At 71.5% G+C, this 19,518-nt stretch carries 15 protein-coding genes and 1 pseudogene; 7 read left to right on the top strand and 9 right to left on the bottom strand.

The features are described from left to right. The first annotated feature begins 58 nt into the window (after positions 1-58). On the top strand, positions 59-3,583 hold the full coding sequence (mfd, locus tag HNR76_RS08445) for a transcription-repair coupling factor (RefSeq protein WP_162309773.1): 3,525 nt from the start codon (positions 59-61) through the stop codon (positions 3,581-3,583). A 186-nt stretch (positions 3,584-3,769) separates the two neighbouring features. On the opposite strand, the gene HNR76_RS08450 is transcribed toward mfd, so the two are convergent. The 6 genes from HNR76_RS08450 to gpmA all read right to left on the bottom strand — a co-directional run bounded on the left by HNR76_RS08450 (position 3,770) and on the right by gpmA (position 11,401). Then, a complete protein-coding gene (locus tag HNR76_RS08450; protein ID WP_183982192.1) occupies positions 3,770-5,332 on the bottom strand; it encodes a phospholipase D family protein in 1,563 nt (520 codons plus the stop codon). 512 nt (positions 5,333-5,844) lie between these two features. Next, positions 5,845-6,186: a DUF3325 domain-containing protein gene (locus tag HNR76_RS08455; protein WP_162309664.1), complete on the bottom strand. Its 342-nt coding sequence runs from the start codon at positions 6,184-6,186 to the stop codon at positions 5,845-5,847. After that, positions 6,179-7,867 (bottom strand): PepSY-associated TM helix domain-containing protein, encoded by a 1,689-nt coding sequence (locus HNR76_RS08460; protein WP_221301393.1) that lies wholly within the window; start codon positions 7,865-7,867, stop codon positions 6,179-6,181. The genes HNR76_RS08455 and HNR76_RS08460 overlap by 8 nt, the downstream gene beginning before the upstream one ends. Before the next feature lie 9 nt (positions 7,868-7,876). Continuing rightward, the gene (locus tag HNR76_RS08465) at positions 7,877-8,191 is read right to left on the bottom strand and encodes an iron uptake protein (protein ID WP_162309665.1); all 315 of its coding nucleotides are present in this window, start codon (positions 8,189-8,191) and stop codon (positions 7,877-7,879) included. A 40-nt stretch (positions 8,192-8,231) separates the two neighbouring features. Beyond that, on the bottom strand, positions 8,232-10,433 hold the full coding sequence (locus tag HNR76_RS08470; RefSeq protein WP_211373152.1) for a TonB-dependent siderophore receptor: 2,202 nt from the start codon (positions 10,431-10,433) through the stop codon (positions 8,232-8,234). A 218-nt stretch (positions 10,434-10,651) separates the two neighbouring features. Beyond that, positions 10,652-11,401, bottom strand: a complete 750-nt coding sequence (gene gpmA / locus HNR76_RS08475; protein ID WP_162309666.1) for a 2,3-diphosphoglycerate-dependent phosphoglycerate mutase — start codon at positions 11,399-11,401, stop codon at positions 10,652-10,654. Positions 11,402-11,547: 146 nt separating this feature from the next. On the opposite strand from gpmA, the gene nfi reads away from it, so the two are divergent. The 3 genes from nfi to HNR76_RS08490 all read left to right on the top strand — a co-directional run bounded on the left by nfi (position 11,548) and on the right by HNR76_RS08490 (position 14,613). Then, positions 11,548-12,237 carry a deoxyribonuclease V gene (gene nfi / locus HNR76_RS08480; protein WP_162309667.1) on the top strand — a complete coding sequence of 230 codons (690 nt, stop codon included), beginning with the start codon at positions 11,548-11,550 and terminating at the stop codon, positions 12,235-12,237. A 94-nt stretch (positions 12,238-12,331) separates the two neighbouring features. Beyond that, entirely contained in the window at positions 12,332-13,195 is an 864-nt protein-coding gene (locus HNR76_RS08485; protein ID WP_162309668.1) for a pirin family protein, read from the top strand. Between the two features lie 173 nt (positions 13,196-13,368). Then, the gene (locus HNR76_RS08490; RefSeq protein WP_162309777.1) at positions 13,369-14,613 is read left to right on the top strand and encodes a polyhydroxyalkanoate depolymerase; all 1,245 of its coding nucleotides are present in this window, start codon (positions 13,369-13,371) and stop codon (positions 14,611-14,613) included. A 127-nt stretch (positions 14,614-14,740) separates the two neighbouring features. Here HNR76_RS08490 and HNR76_RS08495 read toward each other — a convergent pair whose 3' ends face one another. Both HNR76_RS08495 and HNR76_RS08500 read right to left on the bottom strand, forming a co-directional pair. After that, complete coding sequence (locus tag HNR76_RS08495) at positions 14,741-15,664, bottom strand: sensor domain-containing protein (protein WP_162309669.1); 924 nt, start codon at positions 15,662-15,664, stop codon at positions 14,741-14,743. Further along, a complete protein-coding gene (locus HNR76_RS08500) occupies positions 15,661-16,026 on the bottom strand; it encodes a PadR family transcriptional regulator (protein ID WP_162309670.1) in 366 nt (121 codons plus the stop codon). Before HNR76_RS08500 ends, HNR76_RS08495 begins: the two co-directional genes overlap by 4 nt. 203 nt (positions 16,027-16,229) lie before the next feature. Here HNR76_RS08500 and HNR76_RS08505 point away from each other — a divergent pair, with 203 nt between their 5' ends. The 3 genes and pseudogenes from HNR76_RS08505 to HNR76_RS15415 all read left to right on the top strand — a co-directional run. After that, on the top strand, positions 16,230-17,150 hold the full coding sequence (locus HNR76_RS08505) for a peptidylprolyl isomerase (protein ID WP_162309671.1): 921 nt from the start codon (positions 16,230-16,232) through the stop codon (positions 17,148-17,150). A gap of 124 nt (positions 17,151-17,274) precedes the next feature. Continuing rightward, complete coding sequence (locus HNR76_RS08510) at positions 17,275-17,568, top strand: hypothetical protein (RefSeq protein WP_162309672.1); 294 nt, start codon at positions 17,275-17,277, stop codon at positions 17,566-17,568. Positions 17,569-17,734: 166 nt separating this feature from the next. Continuing rightward, a pseudogene (locus tag HNR76_RS15415) lies at positions 17,735-17,929 on the top strand (DUF885 family protein); the annotation flags it as partial. A gap of 242 nt (positions 17,930-18,171) precedes the next feature. On the opposite strand, the gene HNR76_RS08515 reads toward HNR76_RS15415, so the two are convergent. Continuing rightward, positions 18,172-19,491 (bottom strand): MFS transporter, encoded by a 1,320-nt coding sequence (locus HNR76_RS08515; protein WP_162309673.1) that lies wholly within the window; start codon positions 19,489-19,491, stop codon positions 18,172-18,174. Positions 19,492-19,518 lie beyond the last annotated feature (27 nt).

The following is a 19,518-nucleotide window of genomic DNA, read 5'->3' on the forward strand; positions in this document are numbered from 1 at the left end:
CGGGACACGGCCATGCCAGGGCCGTGTCCCGGCACGCGGCTACAATGCGCGGTTCACCCTGTCGTCGGCGTCTCCCACCGTGTCCACCCCTCTTCCGCTGCCCCGGCGCGGCCAGGCCCGTGCCTGGTGGCGCGCGCCGGCCTCGCCCTCGGCGCTGGCCTGGCACTTGGCGCGCGCCGCGCAGGCGCATCCCGGCCCCTTGCTGTTCGTGGCCCGCGACAACCAGAGCGCCCACCAGGTCGAAGCCGACCTGCGCACCCTGCTCGGCGAAGGCTCCTCCCTGCCGGTGGTGCCCTTCCCGGACTGGGAAACCCTGCCCTACGACCGTTTCAGCCCGCATCCGGACATCGTCAGCCAGCGCCTGGCCGCGCTGCAGCGGATGCCGCACCTGGAGCAGGGCATCGTCGTGGTGCCGGTGCAGACCCTGCTGCAGCGCCTGCCGCCGCTGCGCTACATCGCCGGCGGCAGCTTCGACCTGGCCACCGGCCAGCGCCTGGACCTGGACGCGGAGAAGCGCCGCCTGGAGGCGGCCGGCTACCGCAACGTGCCGCAGGTGCTGGACCCGGGCGACTTCGCCGTGCGCGGCGGCCTGCTGGACGTGTACCCGATGGGCGCCGACGCGCCGCTGCGGATCGAGCTGCTGGACGACGAGATCGACTCCATCCGCCGCTTCGACCCCGAGAGCCAGCGCTCGCTGGAGCGCACCGAGTCGGTGCGCATGCTGCCCGGCCGCGAGCTGCCGATGGACGAGGCCAGCATCGCCCGCGTGCTCGACGCCCTGCGCGAGCGCTTCGACGTGGACACCCGGCGCAGCGCGCTGTACCAGGACCTGAAGGCCGGCCTGGCGCCGGCCGGCATCGAGTACTACCTGCCGCTGTTCTTCGAAGGCCCGCACAAGGCCGGCAGGGCCCCGCACGGCGGCCAGGACGCCACCGCCTCCCTGTTCGACTACCTGCCCATGTCCGTGCTGCCGGTGCTGGCCGACGGCGCCAACGCCGCCGCCGACGCCTTCTGGCAGCAGACCCGCGCGCGCCACGAGCAGCGCCGGCACGACGTCGAACACCCGGTGCTGGCGCCCGAGGAGCTGTACCTGCCTCCGGACACGCTGCGCGAGCGCCTGAACCAGGTCATCCGCATCGAGGTCTGCGGGCCCGGGCACGCGCGCATCTCCGAGGCCGTGCCCCTGGGCGACCAGCCGGCGCCGGCGCTGCCGGTGGCCGGCCGCGACCAGCCGGCGGCCGGCGAGACCCTTCGCGGCTTCCTGGGCGGCTATCCGGGCCGGGTGCTGGTGGCGGCCGACTCGCCGGGCCGCCGCGAGGCGCTGCTGGAGGTGCTGCAGGCGGCCGGCGTGCACCCGCAGGTGCTGGCCGACTTCCCCGCGTTCCTCGCCGGCGGCGAGCGCCTCGCCCTGGCCGTGGCGCCGCTGGAAGACGGTTTCGCCCTGGACGACCCGCGGCTGGCCGTCCTCACCGAGCGCCAGTTGTTCCCCGAGCGCGCCACCCAGCCGCGTCGCGGCCGCCGCGCCGGGCGCGAGCCGGAAGCGATCATCCGCGACCTGGGCGAACTGACCGAGGGCGCGCCCATCGTCCACGAGGACCACGGCGTGGGCCGCTACCGCGGGCTGGTGGCGATGGACATCGGCGGCATGCCCGGCGAGTTCCTCGACATCGAGTACGCCAAGGGCGACCGCCTGTACGTGCCGGTGTCGCAACTGCACCTGGTCAGCCGCTACTCCGGCGCCTCGCCGGAGACCGCCCCGCTGCACTCGCTCGGCGGCGAGCAGTGGAGCAAGGCCAAGCGCAAGGCCCAGGAGAAGGTCCGCGACGTGGCCGCCGAGCTGCTGGAGATCCAGGCCCGCAGGCAGGCCCGCGCCGGCCTGGCCCTGGACATCGACCGCGCCATGTACGAGGGCTTCGCCGCCGGCTTCCCGTTCGAGGAAACGCCCGACCAGCTCGCCGCCATCGAGGCGGTGCTGCGCGACCTGCAGTCCAGCCAGCCGATGGACCGGGTGGTCTGCGGCGACGTCGGCTTCGGCAAGACCGAGGTCGCCGTGCGCGCGGCCTTCGCCGCGGCCAGCGGCGGCCGCCAGGTGGCGGTGCTGGTGCCCACCACCCTGCTGGCCGAGCAGCACTTCCGCAACTTCCGCGACCGCTTCGCCGACTGGCCGATGAAGGTCGAGGTGCTGTCGCGCTTCAAGAGCAAGAAGGAAATCGCCGCCGAGCTGGAAAAGGTGGCCAAGGGCGAGATCGACGTGATCGTCGGCACCCACCGCCTGCTGCAGGCCGACGTGAAGTTCAAGGACCTGGGCCTGGTCATCGTCGACGAGGAGCAGCGCTTCGGCGTGCGCCAGAAGGAGGCGCTGAAGGCGCTGCGCGCCAACGTGCACCTGCTCACCCTCACCGCCACGCCGATCCCGCGCACGCTGAACATGGCCATGGCCGGCCTGCGCGACCTGTCGATCATCGCCACCGCGCCGCCCAACCGGCTGGCGGTGCAGACCTTCGTGGTGCCCTGGGACGACGCCCAGTTGCGCGAGGCCTTCCAGCGCGAGCTGGCGCGCGGCGGCCAGTTGTACTTCCTGCACAACGACGTGGAGAGCATCGGCCGCATGCAGCGCCAACTGGCCGAAATGGTGCCGGAAGCGCGTATCGGCATCGCCCACGGGCAGATGCCCGAGCGCGAGCTGGAACGGGTGATGCTCGACTTCCAGAAGCAGCGCTTCAACGTGCTGCTGTCGACCACGATCATCGAGTCGGGCATCGACATCCCCAACGCCAACACCATCGTCATCAACCGCGCCGACCGCTTCGGCCTGGCCCAGTTGCACCAGTTGCGCGGGCGCGTGGGCCGCTCGCACCACCGCGCCTACGCCTACCTGCTGGTGCCGCCTGACCGGCGCGCGATGACCCCCGACGCGGAGAAGCGCCTGGAGGCGATCGCCTCGATGGACGAACTGGGCGCCGGCTTCACCCTGGCCACCCACGACCTGGAGATCCGCGGCGCCGGCGAGCTGCTGGGCGAGGACCAGAGCGGGCAGATGGCCGAGGTCGGCTTCAGCCTCTACACCGAGCTGCTGGAGCGGGCGGTGCGCAGCATCCGCCAGGGCAAGCTGCCGGACCTGGACGCCGGCCAGCAGGCGCGCGGCGCCGAGGTCGAGCTGCACGTGCCGGCGCTGATCCCGGAGGACTACCTGCCCGACGTGCACACCCGCCTGACCCTGTACAAGCGCATCTCCAGCGCCCGCGACGCCGAGGCGCTGCGCGAGCTGCAGGTGGAGATGATCGACCGCTTCGGCCTGTTGCCGGATGCGGTCAAGCACATGTTCGCGGTGGCCGAACTGAGGCTGCAGGCCGACGCGCTGGGCATCCGCAAGCTGGACCTGGGCGAGGGCGGCGGCCGCATCGTGTTCGCGTCCAAGCCCGACGTCGACCCGATGACGGTGATCCGCCTGATCCAGCAGCAACCCAAGCTCTACGCGATGGACGGGCCGGACAAGCTGCGCGTGCGCCTGCCGCTGCCGCAGGCGGCCGACCGCTTCAACGCCGCGCGCGGCCTGCTGGCGGCGCTGGCACCCAATGGCTGAAGCCGGGGCACCGGCGACCGCCTGCGCAACCCGGAACCGCCGCGTCCGTACGTGCGGGCGCCGACTCCAGTCGGCGACAAGGCACAGACAGAAGGCGCAGGCAGCAAGAACGGCCGATGCGCACGCATGGCGGCGGGCGCCGGCCATCCCCGGCGCCTACGACGGCCAGCGCACCCGCCGCCCCCGCTACAACTGCGACTCCACGGGCAGCCAGCCGATGGCGCGCGCGGCGGCGCGGCGCCAGAGGCCGGCCTCCGGCTCGCGTTCCCAGGTGCGCGGCGGCTGTGCCGCGTCGTCGTGCCAGCGCAGCGCGCCATCGGCCAGTTCCAGCCGGTAGCTGGTCTGCGCGCCGGTCTTGGTCCGGTACAGCGCCTCCAGTTCGGCCGCCGCGTCGGGGCAGTCGAACAGCAGGCCCATCTCGGTGTTGAGGTTGATCGAGCGCGGGTCCAGGTTGAACGACCCGATGAAACCGCTGCGGCCATCGACGATGAAGGCCTTGGTGTGCAGGCTGGCACCGCTGGAGCCGAACAGGCTGCCCTCGGTCTTGCCGTGCGGCTTGAGTTCGTACAGCGCCACGCCGCGCTCCAGCAGCGGGATGCGATAGCCGGCGTAGCCGCCGTGCACGGCCATCACGTCGTTGGCCGCCAGCGAGTTGGTGAGGATGCCCACCTCCACCCCGCGCTGGCGCAGCCCCGCGATCCAGTCCACGCCATCGGCCCCGGGCACGAAGTACGGCGAGACCATCTTCAGCTCGCGCTGCGCGCGCGAGGCGCGCTCCAGCAGCACCGGGGTCATCCAGTCCGGCTGCGAAGCGGCGCCCTCGGCCTTCTGCGGCGGATCGGACACCACCGCCGCGTCCGCGGTCCAGTGCATGCGCGCGCGCCCCTCCAGCAGGTCGCGCACCCGCGGAGACTGGCGCAGGCGCCCGATGTAGGGCGCGGCGCGCACCGACTGCAGGCCGGCGTCGATGCCGTCGCGCAGGCGCTCCAGCGCACCGGGCTCGGCCCGCACCATCGCCTCCAGCGGGATGGCCGATGCGCTGTTCCAGTAGGCGTCGAAGATCGCCTCGGACTGCTTCACCGCCGGGCCGACCACGGCCGCGTCGGTATCCATGAAGTTGATGTCCGAGGCCGCGTCGAAATACTCGTCGCCGATGTTGCGGCCGCCGACGATGGCCACCCGTCCGTCGGCGATCCAGGCCTTGTTGTGCATGCGCCGGTTGAGGCTGAAGAAGCGCAGCAGCAGCTCCACGCCGCGGGCGACGGTGCCCTCGCGCGCGCGGGTCGGATTGAACAGGCGCACCTCGATCCGCGGATGGCTGTCCAGCGCGGCCAGCACCGAATGGCTGCCGTGCACGTTCAGGTCGTCCAGCAGCAGGCGCACGCGCACGCCGCGATCGGCCGCGCGCAGCAGTTCGTTGTAGATCAGGTTGCCGGTGAAGTCGGCGTGCCAGATGTAGTACTGCAGGTCCAGGCTGCGTCCGGCGGCGCGGGCCGTGGCCGCGCGCACGGCGAAGGCGTCGAGGTTGTCCGACAGGATCAGCATGGCGGTCTGGTCGGGCCGGCCGGAGGTCAGCGGCGCGATGGCGCGGTCCAGCGGGGTGCCGGCGGGCTGCACGTCGAGGGCGTGCGAGGCGGGGCCGCGGGCGCGTTCGGCGAAGCGGCCGTAGGCGTAAAGCGACAGCAGCGAGGCGGCCACGAACAGGACCGCGGCGAGGCCGATCCACTTGAACACCTTCTTCTTCATCACCGCCCCGCCGGCATCCCCCACTGCGGGCGATTGTAGGCGAGCGGCGCGAGGGCGCCAGGCGCAGGGGAAAGCCGGACCGGCGCGGGCCGGGCGCGCCTCCTGCGCTTGCCGCCGCTCCCGGTGGCCGCCGGCAAGCGTCCGGGCATGGCCCGCCCGGCCCGAGGCCAGCCGCCCGGGGCGCATCGGCCGCCGCTTTCCTCCCTGCGTTCGCGAGCGATGCCGCCTCCATGCCCTGGAACGTGCCATGCTGCCGGCGTCGCGAAAACCATGAGGACACGACAATGGCCAAGGGCCTGGACAAGAAGAAGGAACAGAAGAAGAAACCCGCCAAGACGATGAAGGAGAAGCGGGCGGAGAAAAACGAGAAGAAGTCCACGCGCGGCTTCATGCCGACCTGAGGAGGCTGCTTCCGGTCGTCGATCCGGCGGGGCTGGCGGAGTGTCCAGCCCTCCGGGCGAAGGCCCCCGGAAAAGTCCGGGGGCCCGTTGCCGCGCCGCCGCTTTGCACGGGCCCTAGCGTCGCGCCCCGCATGCCCGCACCCACGGCGCCAGCACGCCGAGCCATCGCGCCCGCCAGGCCAGGGTGAAGGCCACGGTGAACGCCGCGCCGGCCAGCGTCATCACCCACACCAGCACGGCCATCGAGGCATGGTCCGCCGCCAGGCACAACGCCAGGGCGGCCAGCAGTCCAAGGACGCCCAGGATTCGCAGGGCCTTGGCCGTGGACGGCGGCACCGCCGTGCCCCACACCTGCTGCGCGTGGACCCGCATCGCCAGGGCCAGCCAGCCCATGCCGGCCACGCTGGCGGCCAGCGCCGCGCCCAGCAGCCAGGCGGCATGGGCGGGCTCAGGCATGCGCGGCCTCCCGCTTGCGCACCGGTCCGGCGGCCGTGGCCGCCACGCGGCGTGAGAGCGTGCGCGCGGCCAGGGCCGCGAGCGCGGCGCTGGCCAGCAGCGCCAGGTCCATGCCGGCGACCGGCCAGTAGCCGGCGCCGAGCGTGCGCAACAGGTGGTCGCCGGTGGTGACCCAGTTCAGCGCCACCGCGGCCACCGCCAGCACGGCGATGGCTCCGCACTGCTCGCGCCAGGCCGGGTTGGCGAGGCCGCGGGCCACCGGCGCGCTGCGCCAGCCGGCGTGCAGCAGCGCAAGCGCCCAGGCAGCCCAGAACGCGCAGCGCTCCCAGCCGCCCCGCGCCGGCAGGTCGTCGGGCAGCAGCCGGTTGGCCACCAGGATGCCCAGGGCCGCCACGACCATGCCGGTCACGGTGGCGACCGCCAGCGCATCGACCAGGCGCGCGCCCTGGCTGCCCTGACGGGCGTGCTGGCGCTTGCGCTTGTCGACGAAGAACACGAAGCCGGTGGCGATGCACACCGCGCCCGCCAGCCCGCCCAGCACGTACAGCCAGCGCAGCAGCCAGTGGCGGAAATGCTGCAGGTGCAGGCCGGTGAGGAACTCCGCGACACGGGCGACCGGCGTGGCCGGCGGGTCCTCGCGGATCAGCTCGCCGGTCGAGGCATCGAAGTGGATGCCGTCGCCCACCAGGGCGATGCGGTCGGTGCCGGCGCGGTAGACGCTGACGTAGCCGTTGGCGTCGCCCACGTGCTGCAGCACCAGGAAGCCGACCTCGCCGGCCTTGTCGTGCGCCTCCCAGCGCCGCTGCGCCTCGGCGACCATCGCATCGACGTTCGCCAGCCCCGCGGGCACGCCGGCGCGCTCGTGCGGCAGGCCGGTCTCGCGCGCTTCCGCCTGCTCGTGCAGGTCGTGCAGGTCGTGCAACTGGGTGTGGCCGATCGGGAAGTAGATGCCGGCGAAGATCAGCAGGCCGGTGAAGGCGAAGAAGAAATGGAACGGCAGCGCCACCACGCCGGTGAGGTTGTGCAGGTCCAGCACGCTGCGCAGCCCGCCCTTGCCGGGGCGGAAGGTGAACAGTTCGCGGAACAGCTTGCGGTGCATCACCACGCCGCTGACCAGCGCGGCCAGCATCATCAGCGCCGAGAATCCGACGATCCAGTAGCCCAGGCTCTTCCAGTCCAGGGTCAGGCTGTAGTGCATGGGATAGAAGAAGTCGCTGCCGACCTTGAGCCGGTCGTCCGGCAGCGCGGCGCCATCGCGCGGATCGATGGTGGCGTAGGCCCAGATCCACTCGTCCGGGTCCTTGGCGCCGGGTACCTCGTAGCCGGCGTACAGCGCCAGCACCGGGTCGCGGTGGGTGGTATAGGCGCTCCAGTTGGCCACGGTGTCGAAGCGCTCGGGCATGGCGCCATCGACCCGCGGGCGCATGGCGTCCACGGCCGCGCGGGTGGGCTGCATGCGCTCGAACGCCGGCCGCAGCACCCGTTCGAACGAGGGCATGGGCTGCGGCTCGATGCGGGTGGCGGGAATGGCCCAGCGGTCGATCTCGCGGTCGAACACCGACAGCGCGCCGAAGAAGAACGCGGCCATCAGCACGAAGCCCAGCACCAGGCCGAACCACGTATGCAGCCAGGCCATGGCCTGGCGGAAGCTCTGGAACACGATGGACTCTCCCTGCTGCATGCTTCGGGGTCAGACCATGCTGGCCTGCACCAGCGAACCGATGGCGGCCATCGCCGCCCCGCCGCCGGGCAGCGCCAGCCAGGCCACCGCCAGCCGGCGGGTGGCGATCGTCCACAGGAACGCGGCCAGGAACAGCAGCAGCCCCAGCATGCTGGACAGGAACTCGGCGTCGTGGAACTCCATCCCGGCCTTGAACAGCAAGGCCATGGCCGCGGCGATGAAGCCCCAGGCAAGGACGTAGCCGCCGAGTATGGCGGCGGCTACCCGCGCGGCGAGCCGCAGGCGCGGGGACCAGGCGTTGGCGAGGGCGGGCGTGCGGGACATGGCGTCGGGCTGGCGTCTGTGCGCGGTGGCGGGCGGCGGATCAGAACCGCCAGTTCAGGCTCAGCGAGTAGTTGCGCGGGGCGCCGTAGTAGCCGCTGTAGCGCAAGGTGTTGATGTACTTCTCGTCGCCGACGTTGTTGGCGTTGAGCTGCACCGTGGCATTGGGCAGGAAGTCCCAGGCGGCGAACGCGTTGAGCACCGCGTAGCCGCCCTGGCGCACGGGATGGCCGCTGGACTCGACGTTGAAGATGTCGCTCTGCCAGCGGCCGCCGACGCCCCAGGACAGCGCCTTGTAGCCGGGCAGGCGGCCGCTGAGCAACAGGTTGGCGGTGCGGCGCGGCACCCACGAATAGGTGTCGTCGCCATTCAGGCCGTCCAGCTTCAGCGCGGTGTAGCCGAACACCAGGTCGAGGCCGTCGGCGATCTTGCCGACCGCCTCCAGCTCCACGCCCTTGGAGCGCACGTCCACCGGCGCGTAGATGGTCGAGCCGTATTCGTTGTACTCGCCGGTGGGCGTGGCCAGCCCGTCCTGGTCGGCCTTGAACACGGCCAGCGTGGTCAGCAGGCGCTTGTCCAGCCAGTCGGCCTTGATGCCGGCTTCGTAGTTCACGCCCTTGCTGGCGTCCAGATAACGGTCGTTCGCGTCGGTCTGGTCCTGTGGCTGGTAGATGTCCGAATAGCTGACGTAGCCGAGGACGTGGTCGCTGAAGTCGAAGGTCAGGCCGCCATAGGGACTGGTATGGCGGGTGGTCTGGTCGAAGGCCAGGGCGTACGAATTGCCGTTGCGGCGGTACTCGGCGTAGTTGGCGCCGACGATGGCCTTCAGGCGGTCGCTCAGGGCGATCCGGGTGGCGCCGAAGGCGCGCTTCAGGCGCTGGTTCAGGACCGAATAAAGCGACAGCTCGCTCCAGGCCGGCTCGGGGATGGCGTTGGCCGCGTACGGGAACGGCGGCAGCGCGCCCCAGGCCGGCGAGGAGAAGTCCGCGCTGCGTTCCCAACTGTCCGATTCGCTCCTGGCGACGCTTGCGCCCAGCATCGCCTCGTGGTCGCGGCCGAGCAGCCGGAAGCGGCCGTTGAGCGTGACCGCGCCCAGGTGGGCGGTCGCCTCGTCCTTGCCGCCCCACGGATAGCCGTACAGGCCCAGGCCGGTGGCCGGGTCCAGGGCTTCGGCAACACCGTCGCCGTCGGTGTCCTGCAGGAAGGCGTAGAACATGTTCTCGTCGCCGGTGGCACGGCGGTAGTTGTACGAAAGCTTCAACTGCCAGTCCTCGCCGAGCCGGTGGCTGTATTCGGCGAAGACGGACTGATTCGTGGTGTCCCAGTAGGTCCAGTCCTGGGTGGTGGAGGCGCGGGTCGGCCACCGCGACTGGGTGCCGTCGCTGTTCATGAAGGTCAGTGCGCCCCACATGATGCCGTCGGACTTGGCCCGCTGGTACGAATAGCCCAGGGCCAGGGTGCCGTTCTCGCCGATCTGGCCATCGACCACGCCGTACAGGTAGTTGCGGCTGTTCTCGTTGGCGCGCAGCCAGCTTTCGCCGTCCTCGTGCGCGGCCACCACGCGACCGGCCCAGCGGCCGTCGTCGGTGAACGGGGTCGAATAGTCGGCTTCGGCGCGGAGCGTGTTCCACGAGCCGTAGCCGATGCCGAGCGAGCCCTGCCGCTCGTTGGTCGGGCGCTTGCGCACGTAGTTGATGGTGCCGGCGGCGTTGCCGACGCCGGTGAGCAGGCCGTTGGCGCCGCGGATCACTTCCACCTTCTCGTAGCCGAAGGTATCGAACGCGCCGGTGGCGATGCCCCAGCCGTTGGGCAGGCCGACGCCGTCGATCTGGGTGTTGAGGATGTCGAAGCCGCGCGCACTGTAGCTGGTGCGGTTGGTTTCCCATTCGTCGACCTGCACGCCGGTGGCCAGGCGCAGCGCGTCGTTGACGCTGCTGGCGCCGAACTGGCGCATCTGCTCGCCGCTGACCACGCTGATCGACTGCGGGGTGTCCTTGATCGCCAGGTCGAGGTTGGTCGCGCCGCTGCTGACGCGCTCGGCGCGCTGGGCGACGACCAGCACCGCGTCCAGGTCGGTGGTGCGGGCGTCGCCGCCGGCCTGCGCGGCGCCCGGGGCGGCCGCCATCGCGGCCGCCGGCGCGCCGGCGAGGGCCAGCCCGATCGCCAGGTGGAGGGCGGCGTTGGCCAGAGGGAGGGGAACCAGGATGCGCGCGGACCGCGGGCCGCGGGAATGCTTCGGGGACATGGGGGGAATGCCTTTTCGATTGCCGGGACGGGAGCCGAAGGGAGCGCCCCCGGGAATTTGCACCGCAATTAAATGCGAATGGGTCTCATTTTACAAGCAAGCGCGCGCATGCCGCACCGGCCTTACCCGTCTGCACGGCCGCATTACCCGCCGCGGGCCGAAACGAAGACACCCGGCCGGAGCCGGGTGTCTTCTGCGTCGACGCTGGGCTGGCTGCCTTACTTCGCCTTGCCCTGGTTGGCCACCGCCTCGGCCGCGCGCCTGGCCGCCTCCGGGTCGCCCAGGTAGCGGTGCGCGACCACCTTCAGCTCGTCGTCCAGCTCGAACAGCAGCGGGATGCCGGTGGGGATGTTGAGTTCGAGGATCTCTTCCTTGGACACGCCGTTGAGGTACTTGTACAGCGCGCGCAGCGAGTTGCCGTGCGCGGCCACCAGCACCGTGGCGCCGGACTTGAGCTGCGGGGCGATGGCGTCGTGCCAGTACGGCAGCACCCGGTCCAGGGTGGTGGCCAGCGATTCGGTGGACGGCAGCGCGTTGCGGTCCAGGCCGGCGTAGCGTGGGTCGTTGGCCGGGTGGCCTGGGTCGTCCAGCGCCATCGGCGGCGGCGGGATGTCGTAGGAACGGCGCCACACTTTGACCTGCTCCTCGCCGTGCTTGGCCGCGGTCTCGGCCTTGTCCAGGCCCTGCAGCGCGCCGTAGTGGCGCTCGTTCAGGCGCCAGCTCTTATGCACCGGCAGCCAGTCCTGGTCCATCTCGCCCAGAGCCAGGTTGAGGGTGCGGATGGCGCGCTTGAGCGTCGAGGTGAACGCCACGTCGAAGCGTAGGCCCTCCGCGCCGATCAGCTTGCCGGCGGCGGCGGCCTCGCGGCGGCCCTGCTCGGTCAGGTCGACGTCGACCCAGCCGGTGAAGCGGTTTTCGAGGTTCCACTGGCTCTGGCCGTGGCGCAGCAGGACAAGCTTGCGGGTCACTGTGGGGATCTCCGGTGCGGACGAAGGGACGGGCCGGGGATTGTAGCGGCATGGTGCCGGCGTAAGGTTGGCCGGCGCTTGGCCGCGGCCGTCCCTCGCGACCGCGCAATCGCCCGTGCTTCACCCGCCGGGTCCATAATCCGTGCATGGCGCTGGATCACGCAACGGACCCCTTCCCCGGCTGGGACGGCAGCCTCGCCGGCGCCCGCACCCTGCAGGCGCAACTGGCCGCGCAGGTGAACCTGGACGATGGCTTCGTCACGCCGCTGCGGACCCTGGCCGGGTTCGACGTCGGCTTCGAGGACCAGGGCGCCGTCACCCGTGCGGCCGTGGTGCTGCTGGATGCGCGGACGCTGCAGCCGCTGGAGTCGCACGTGGCGCGGGTGCCCACGGCGATGCCCTACGTGCCTGGCCTGCTCAGCTTCCGCGAGTTGCCGGCGCTGCTGGGGGCACTGGCGATGCTGTCGCACGCGCCCGACCTGGCGGTGATCGACGGCCAGGGCATCGCCCACCCGCGGCGGCTGGGCATCGCGGCCCATTTCGGCGTGGCCACCGGGCTGCCCAGCCTGGGCGTGGGCAAGAGCGTACTGGTCGGCCGCTGCGAGGAACCCGGCCCGGAGCGCGGCGACCGCAGCCCGCTCCTGCACCGCGGCGAACAGATCGGCTGGGCGCTGCGCAGCAAGCCGCGCTGCAACCCGCTGATCGTCTCGCCCGGCCATCGCGTCTCGCTGGACACGGCCGCCGAACTGGTCATGCGCTGGCTCGCCGGCTATCGCCTGCCCGAACCCACCCGGCTGGCCGACCGCCTGGCCTCGCGCCGCGACCAGCCGCGCTGATCCGCGCCCGCGGCGGAACGGTCCATCGCGGCCGCGCGCCGGCCCGTGCGCGCATTCCCATGCGATGCTGCGGCCGCCCATCACGGAGACGGCCATGACCACCCTCATCCAACCCCGCGTGCACGACCTGGGCGACGGCTTCCTGGTGCGGCGCGCGGTGCCGTCGATCCAGGCGCGCAGCGTCGGCCCGTTCGTGTTCGTCGACCACATGGGGCCGGTGGTGTTCGAGGGCGGACGCGGCCTGGACGTGCGCCCGCACCCGCACATCGGCCTGGCCACGGTCACCTTCCTCTGGGCCGGGGCGATCGACCACCGCGACACGCTGGGGTCCGAGCAGGTCATCCGGCCCGGCGACGTGAACTGGATGACCGCCGGCCGCGGCATCGCCCATTCCGAGCGCACCCCGGCGGCCGAGCGCGCCGCCGGCGGCCAGGCCCACGGCATGCAGACCTGGGTGGCATTGCCGAAGGCGCACGAGGAGACCGGCCCGGAGTTCCACCACCATCCGGCCGCCAGCCTGCCGCAGCAGCGCCGCGACGGCGCCTGGCTGCGGGTGATCGCCGGCCGCGGCTACGGCGAGGAATCGCCGGTGAAAGTGTTCGCCGACACGCTCAACGTGGCCCTCGACCTCGATCCGGACGCGGAACTGGCGCTGGACGACGGCCATGCCGAGCGCGCGCTCTACATCCTCGAAGGCGAGGCGCAACTGGACGGGGCGGACATCCCGGCCCGGCACCTGGTCGTCCTCGACCCGGGCACGCGGCCCAGGCTGCGGGCGCGCACGCCGCTGAAGGCCATGCTGCTCGGGGGCGAGCCGCTGGACGGCCACCGCCACATGTGGTGGAACTTCGTCTCCAGCTCCAAGGAGCGGATCGAGCAGGCCAAGCAGGACTGGCTCGAAGGGCGCTTCGGCAAGATCGCCGGCGACGACGAGTTCATCCCGCTGCCGCAGCGGTGAGCCCAGGCGGTCGCGGGCAGGCACCATCGCCGCCGCGTCCGGCCCCTGCCGGTTGGCCGCAAGCTCACTCCCTGCGCAGCATCTCAAGCACACCTGCGACGCATGCGTTGCCGCGTCCGCGAATCCGGTAGGATGACGCGATGCAACATCCCCAGCGGCAGCCCGGCCTTTCCATGCTCTATCAATTGCACGAACTCAACCGGGCGATGATGGCGCCCTGGGTCCACCTGGCGCAGGCCAACTCCCGGATCTTCTCCGACCCCTCCAGTTGGGCCTCCTCCCTGCCCGGCGCCGAGCGCATCGCCGCCGGCAACGAGCTGGTGCACCGGCTGAGCAAGGACTACGAAAAACCCCCGTGGGCGATCCACGAGGTCGAGGTCGACGACCACAAGGTGCCGGTGCTGGAGCAGGAAGTGCTGCGCAAGCCGTTCTGCCGGCTGGTGCGGTTCAAGCGCTACACCGACGACGCGGCCACCATCTGCGCGCTGAAGGACGACCCGGTGGTGCTGGTGGTGGCGCCGCTGTCCGGCCACCACGCCACCCTGCTGCGCGATACCGTGCGCACCCTGCTGCGCGATCACAAGGTCTACGTCACCGACTGGATCGACGCGCGCATGGTGCCGGCGGAGGACGGCGCCTTCGGCCTGGACGACTACATCGCCTACGTGGAGGACTTCATCCGCCACATCGGCCCGGCCTCGCTGAACGTGATCGCCGTATGCCAGCCGGTCGTGCCGGTGCTGGCGGCGGTGTCGCTGATGGCCGCGCGCGGCGAGCCGGTACCGCGCTCGCTGGTGATGATGGGCGGCCCGGTGGACGCGCGCCTGAGCCCCACGGCGGTCAACAACCTGGCCACGCGCAACCCGCTGTCGTGGTTCGAGAACAACGTCATCCACACCGTGCCGCCGCCGTACCCGGGCCAGGGCCGCGCGGTGTATCCCGGCTTCCTGCAGCACGCCGGCTTCCTGGCCATGAACCCCAGCCGCCACTTCATGTCGCACTGGGACTTCTACTCGGACCTGGTCAAGGGCGACCAGCAGGACGCCGAGGCGCACCGCCGCTTCTACGACGAGTACAACGCGGTGCTGGACATGCCCGCCGAGTACTACCTGGACACCATCCGCACCGTGTTCCAGGAGTTCCTGCTGCCGCGCGGCAAGTGGAAGGTCGGCGGCGAGGCGGTCCGGCCGGCGGCGATCGAGGACAGCGCGCTGATGACCATCGAAGGCGAGCTGGACGACATCTCCGGCCTGGGCCAGACCCGCGCCGCGCACGCGCTGTGCGCCGGCATCCCCAAGCCGCGGCACGAGCACCTGACCGTGGAGGGTGCCGGCCACTACGGCATCTTCAGTGGCCGCCGCTGGCGCGAGCAGGTGTATCCGCGGGTGCGCGACTTCATCGCCCGCAACAACGGCTGAGGCCAGCGGCGTCGCGGCGATGGGAAAGCCCCGCTTGCGCGGGGCTTTCCGTTTCCGGCGAACGCACAGCGGCGGGTTGGCGGCGGCACGGGGGCGTCGCCGCCCGCGCCGCCAGCCCCACCCTGCCTCATACCACCGGGTCGCGGACCAGCAGGTGCTTGGCCAGCCAGCCATGGAAGCGGCCGACGCCGCGGAACAGGTGCAAGGTGGCGAACAGCAGCGCCACCCCGGCGGCGAAGCACAGCGGCCCCAGCACCGGCGCGGCCGGCAGCACGCCGTCCAGCACGATGGCGCCCGTCGCGCCCAGCAGCAGCGCCACCGGCGCGGCGATCAGCGACAGCGAGGTCGACAGCAGCGCCACCGCCACGCTGAAGTAGGCGGCGCCCAGCGGCAGCATCAACAGGAAGTAGAGCATCGTGGTCCAGGTGCGGCCGTCGGTGAACAGTTCGCCGATGCGCTTGAGCCAGGACCTGTCGCGCTGGGTGTAGGGCGGCCGGCGCGGCATGCGCTCGCCCAGCAGCACCTCCACGATGCGTCCCTCCACCAGCGACAGCAGCCGCACCGACATCAGGAACAGCAGCAGCAGCGGTATTCCGACGATCAGTACAAGCAGGCCCGCCGACAGGCTCGCCCCGGCCACCACCCAGGTGAAGTAGAAAATGCCCGTGGCCAGCGACAGCAGCATGTAGAACAGGCCCCCGTAGGTGTACGGATCGGCGGCCACGCCGAAGAAGCGGGCGGCCAGCGAGCGGCCCCTGGGCGGCTGCGGAGGGCGCAGCGCGCGGTTCACGGTCACCTCTGTCTGGCGGTAGATGTCGGCCACCTCCTCCGGCGCGCCGTAGCTGCCGGCGACCGCGGCGACCACCTCCGCCTCCGCGCGCCCGGGCTGCTCGGCCAGCTCCGCGCGCAGGTATTCCTCCGCGTCGTACAGGGCGTCCTGGACCAGCGCCGGGTCGGCGCCGCGCAAGGCCTGGCGCAACTGCTCCAGGTACTCGGGAATGGTGGCGGGCAACGGCTGGCCCGTGGCGGCGGCGGTGTGTTCGGTGTTCATTCGATGGCTCCCTCGAGCACGGAATCGACGGAATCGCGGGTGGCGCGCCAGGCGGCCACCCATTGGCCCAGTGCCTGCCGGCCCTGTGCGGTGATGCGGTAGTAGCGGCGCGGCGGCCCGGCCACGGACGGCTCCATGTGGCTTTCCAGCAGGCCGGCGGCCTCCAGGTTGCGCAGCACCGGGTACAGCGCGCTCTGCTTGCCGCTGAGCGCGCCCTCGCCGATCCGCTCCAGGCGCTTGGCGATCAGGTAGCCGTACAGCGGCTCCCGCGCGCGGGCCAGCACGGCCAGCAACGCCAGCGACACGGTGCCGGTGCTGAGCTCCTTCTGGAATTTCTTCAGGGACGCTTCGGCCTCGCTCATGTCGGCCTCCGCCGCTAGGTCGACCAGGACTCTATCCATCACTTGACTATAGTGGATGTGCCGATAGTCATTCCGCAGGCGGTCCGGCGTGGACAGGCGTCTCATCCGAGCAGCGGCGGGAAGCCCCAGGGGACGCATGGCCAGCTTGGCGGGCACGCCGACCGGAGCGAGAATCGGGGCTTCCCCATCTACCGGTCCATGCCATGTCCCTGCGTCCCGCCCTGCTGGCCTGCGCCTTCGTCCTGGCGTCCGGGCCGGCCGCCGCCCAGGCGCCCTACCGCAGCCCGCAGCAGATCCTGGACGCCGCGCCGGCGTCGGACTGGCGCACGCCGGACCCGGCCAACCTGCTGTACATGGAACTGGACACGCCGCCGGGCGCGGAAGGCCGCATCGTCATCGAACTGGCGCCGGACTTCGCGCCGCGGCATGTCGGCAACATCCGCATCCTGGCGCGCCAGGGGTTCTGGGACGGCACCGGCATCTATCGCGCGCAGGACAATTTCGTCGTGCAGTTCGGCGACGCCGACGGCGACGACCCGGCCAAGGCCAAATCACTGGGCGCGGCCGTCACGCACCTGCCCGCCGAGTTCCACCGCGCGGCGGCCGGGCTGGCGTTCGACCGCCTGCCAGACCCCGACGGCTGGGCGCCGGAGACGGGCTTCGTCGGCGGCTTCCCCGCCGGGCGCGACCCGGAAGCGGGCACCGCATGGCTGGCGCACTGCTACGGCACGGTCGGCGCCGGCCGCAACAGCGCCGACGACAGCAGCCTGGGCGCCGAACTGTACGTGGTCATCGGCCAGTCGCCGCGGCAACTGGACGACAACATCACCGTGGTCGGCCGCGTGCTCCACGGCATGGAGCGACTGAGCGCCATCAGGCGCGGCCCGGCGCCGATGGGCTTCTACGCGGACCCCGCCGAGCGCACGCCGATCAAGTCCATCCGCCTGGCCAGCGACCTGCCCGAAGCCGAACGCCTCCCGCTGCAGGTGCTGCGCACCGACACCCCGGCCTTCCGCGACGCCACCGAAGCGCGGCGCAACCGCGTCGACGACTTCTACAAGCGTCCGGCCGGCCACATCGACCTGTGCAACGTGCCGGTACCGGTGCGCATGGCGCCACGCTGAGGACCGGCGCCGCTGCGCCCACGCACCGGGCGGTACGTTCCCAGTGCGGCCGGGCCGCGCCCTCACCCGGCCTTGATCGCCGCGGCGGCAGGCTGGCCCGGTCGCACCCCACCGAGGCCACGCCATGCCCCAGCTCCGCATCCGCATCACCGGCAGCGAGGACGACCTGCGCGCGGTCGCCGACCTGCTGCAAAGCGTGGAGGGCATCGAGCACGTGGAGGAAGTGGCCGACCTGATGCCGCGCATGGACGACGAGGATTCCAGTTCGGCCGGACTCTCGGACGACATCGGCCCCGGTACCCACGAGCTGGAGGTGGAAGCGCCCAACGACTACACCACCGGCCGCGTGCGCGAGGCGGTGGAGGAACTGGCCCTGCGCCTGGACGTGGTGGTGGAGTTCGAAACCGACGAGGAGTGAGGCCGTCGCCTCCAGGGCGGCGCGAGCATCAACCGCTTCCTCGCTCCCCAGGCAGCATGCGCGAAGTGCGCAGCCTGCTGTGGGCGTTGTCCGACGGCCGCCTGGATGGAGAAGACGACCGCCAGCGTGCGCCGCAACGCCGATCACGCGCGCCAGGCCGACCGCCTGGCGCAGGAGGCGGCCGACCCGGACGCCCACGTACTTCGTCGGCGCGCAGGAGCACTTCGACCTGCGCCGCGAGACCTAGCGCCGGCAGGGCGAGGACTTCGACCTCAAGGCCCACCACGACCGGGTACTGTCCTACGGCGCGCCGCCGGTGCGCTTCGTGCGCCAACTGGTACTGGACGAGCCGATCCGGTAAGCGGCGCGGCAGGCAGGCGCACCTGGCCCCTCGCCGCGTGTCTCGCGGCGAAAACGGGCCACGCCTTCCCAAGCTTTTCTTCCCGGAACGGAGGAGCATCCGATGCATAGCGGCGGTGCTTTATCGCGCCGCACCTCGCCGCTTCACGATCATGGCCACCGAACGGAAGGCCAAGATGCACGATGTCTGTTTCGGCGCGCGGATCCCGCTTTTGTGCAAAGGGCCTTCCAAGCCTGGAGCGCTCAGGCGTCGGCGGCCGCCTTCGGGTAGGCGAAGATCGCCACCAGCAGGGACACCACGCAGGCCACGGTCATGTACCAGCCGAAGGACACGTCGGTGCCGGTGCGCATGTGCAGCCAGGTGGCCATCAGCGGCGCGGTGGAGCCGATCAGCGTGGTGCCGACGTTGAAGTTCAGCGCCGCGGCGGTGCCGCGCACCTCCGGCGGGAAGCTCAGCACGTAGGCGTGGGTCAGCGGCGCGCCGACGAAGTTGTTGATGAAGGTGAAACCCACCACCGCCACCGTCGCCACCGCGACCGAACCGCCGCCCAGCGCGGCGAAGGTCGGTACCGTGAACAGCACGAAGGCGGCGTAGCCGATCAGCAGCACGCGGCGCCCGCCGTAGCGGTCGGCCAGCAGCCCGCCCCAGATCGCCGCCGGCGGCCCGATCAGGTAGGTCAGGATCGAGGCCAGCAGCGCGCGGTCGGCGCCGAAGCCGGAGTTGATCAGCGCCACCACGAAGTAGGTCTGGATGCAGAACGTGCCCACGCGCTGCCCGGCGCCCAGCAGGATCACCTGGCACATCTGCTTCCAGTGCCCGCGCACGGCCTCGGTGAACGGGTGCGGCGGCGGGATTTCCTCGGCGGCCTGCTCCAGCGCCTGCTGGATGCGCGGCAGCTCCGGCACGCTGCGGCGGATGTACAGGGTCACCAGGCCCAGCGGCGCGGCCAGCAGGAACGGGATGCGCCAGCCCCAGTGCGAGAACGCGTCCTCGGGCATGCTCAGAATCAGGACCAGGGCCACGATCGAGGCCAGCAGCGGGCCCAGCGAGGTCGAGCCCACGCTCCAGCCGGCCAGGTACTGGCGGCGCTTGCGCGGCCCATGCTCGAGGATGAAGTTGGCGGCCACGGTGTATTCGCCGCTGGCGCCCACGCCCTGGATCAGCCGGCACAGCATCAGCAGGATCGGCGCGGCGATGCCGATGGCCGCGTACCCGGGCAGGATACCGATCAGCACCGTGCCCACGGTCATCAGCGCGATGGTCAGGATCAGGGTGAAGCGGTGCCCGCGCAGGTCGCTCAGCCGGCCCATCACCACCCCGCCGATCGGCCGGATGGCGTAGGAGGCAATCAGTCCGATATAGGTGGCGATCAGCGCCACGTAGGGATCGCCTTCGGGGAAGAAGATCCGCGACATGAACACGGCCAGGATGCCGTACAGCGCGTGGTCGTACCACTCCACCACGTTGCCCAGCACCGCGGTGAACAGGACGCGGCGCCAGACCGGCGAACCGGCGTCGGGATCGTGCGGCGGCGCATGGGCGGCCGCGGAAGGATGCTGCATGGGGAAACTCCGGAAAAAAGTGGGGCG

This window comes from Pseudoxanthomonas broegbernensis, from assembly GCF_014202435.1.
Classification (GTDB): domain Bacteria; phylum Pseudomonadota; class Gammaproteobacteria; order Xanthomonadales; family Xanthomonadaceae; genus Pseudoxanthomonas; species Pseudoxanthomonas broegbernensis.

Bases quoted from the DNA above. Each gene is read 5' to 3' on its own strand.
- HNR76_RS08470 (WP_211373152.1), bottom strand. From the start codon at position 10,433: ATGTCCCCGAAGCATTCCCGCGGCCCGCGGTCCGCGCGCATCCTGGTT.
- HNR76_RS08495 (WP_162309669.1), bottom strand. From the start codon at position 15,664: ATGAACACCGAACACACCGCCGCCGCCACGGGCCAGCCGTTGCCCGCC.
- HNR76_RS08460 (WP_221301393.1), bottom strand. From the start codon at position 7,867: ATGCAGCAGGGAGAGTCCATCGTGTTCCAGAGCTTCCGCCAGGCCATG.
- HNR76_RS08465 (WP_162309665.1), bottom strand. From the start codon at position 8,191: ATGTCCCGCACGCCCGCCCTCGCCAACGCCTGGTCCCCGCGCCTGCGG.
- HNR76_RS08485 (WP_162309668.1), top strand. From the start codon at position 12,332: ATGACCACCCTCATCCAACCCCGCGTGCACGACCTGGGCGACGGCTTC.
- HNR76_RS08455 (WP_162309664.1), bottom strand. From the start codon at position 6,186: ATGCCTGAGCCCGCCCATGCCGCCTGGCTGCTGGGCGCGGCGCTGGCC.
- HNR76_RS08490 (WP_162309777.1), top strand. From the start codon at position 13,369: ATGCTCTATCAATTGCACGAACTCAACCGGGCGATGATGGCGCCCTGG.
- HNR76_RS08515 (WP_162309673.1), bottom strand. From the start codon at position 19,491: ATGCAGCATCCTTCCGCGGCCGCCCATGCGCCGCCGCACGATCCCGAC.
- HNR76_RS08505 (WP_162309671.1), top strand. From the start codon at position 16,230: ATGTCCCTGCGTCCCGCCCTGCTGGCCTGCGCCTTCGTCCTGGCGTCC.
- HNR76_RS08500 (WP_162309670.1), bottom strand. From the start codon at position 16,026: ATGAGCGAGGCCGAAGCGTCCCTGAAGAAATTCCAGAAGGAGCTCAGC.
- nfi (WP_162309667.1), top strand. From the start codon at position 11,548: ATGGCGCTGGATCACGCAACGGACCCCTTCCCCGGCTGGGACGGCAGC.
- HNR76_RS08510 (WP_162309672.1), top strand. From the start codon at position 17,275: ATGCCCCAGCTCCGCATCCGCATCACCGGCAGCGAGGACGACCTGCGC.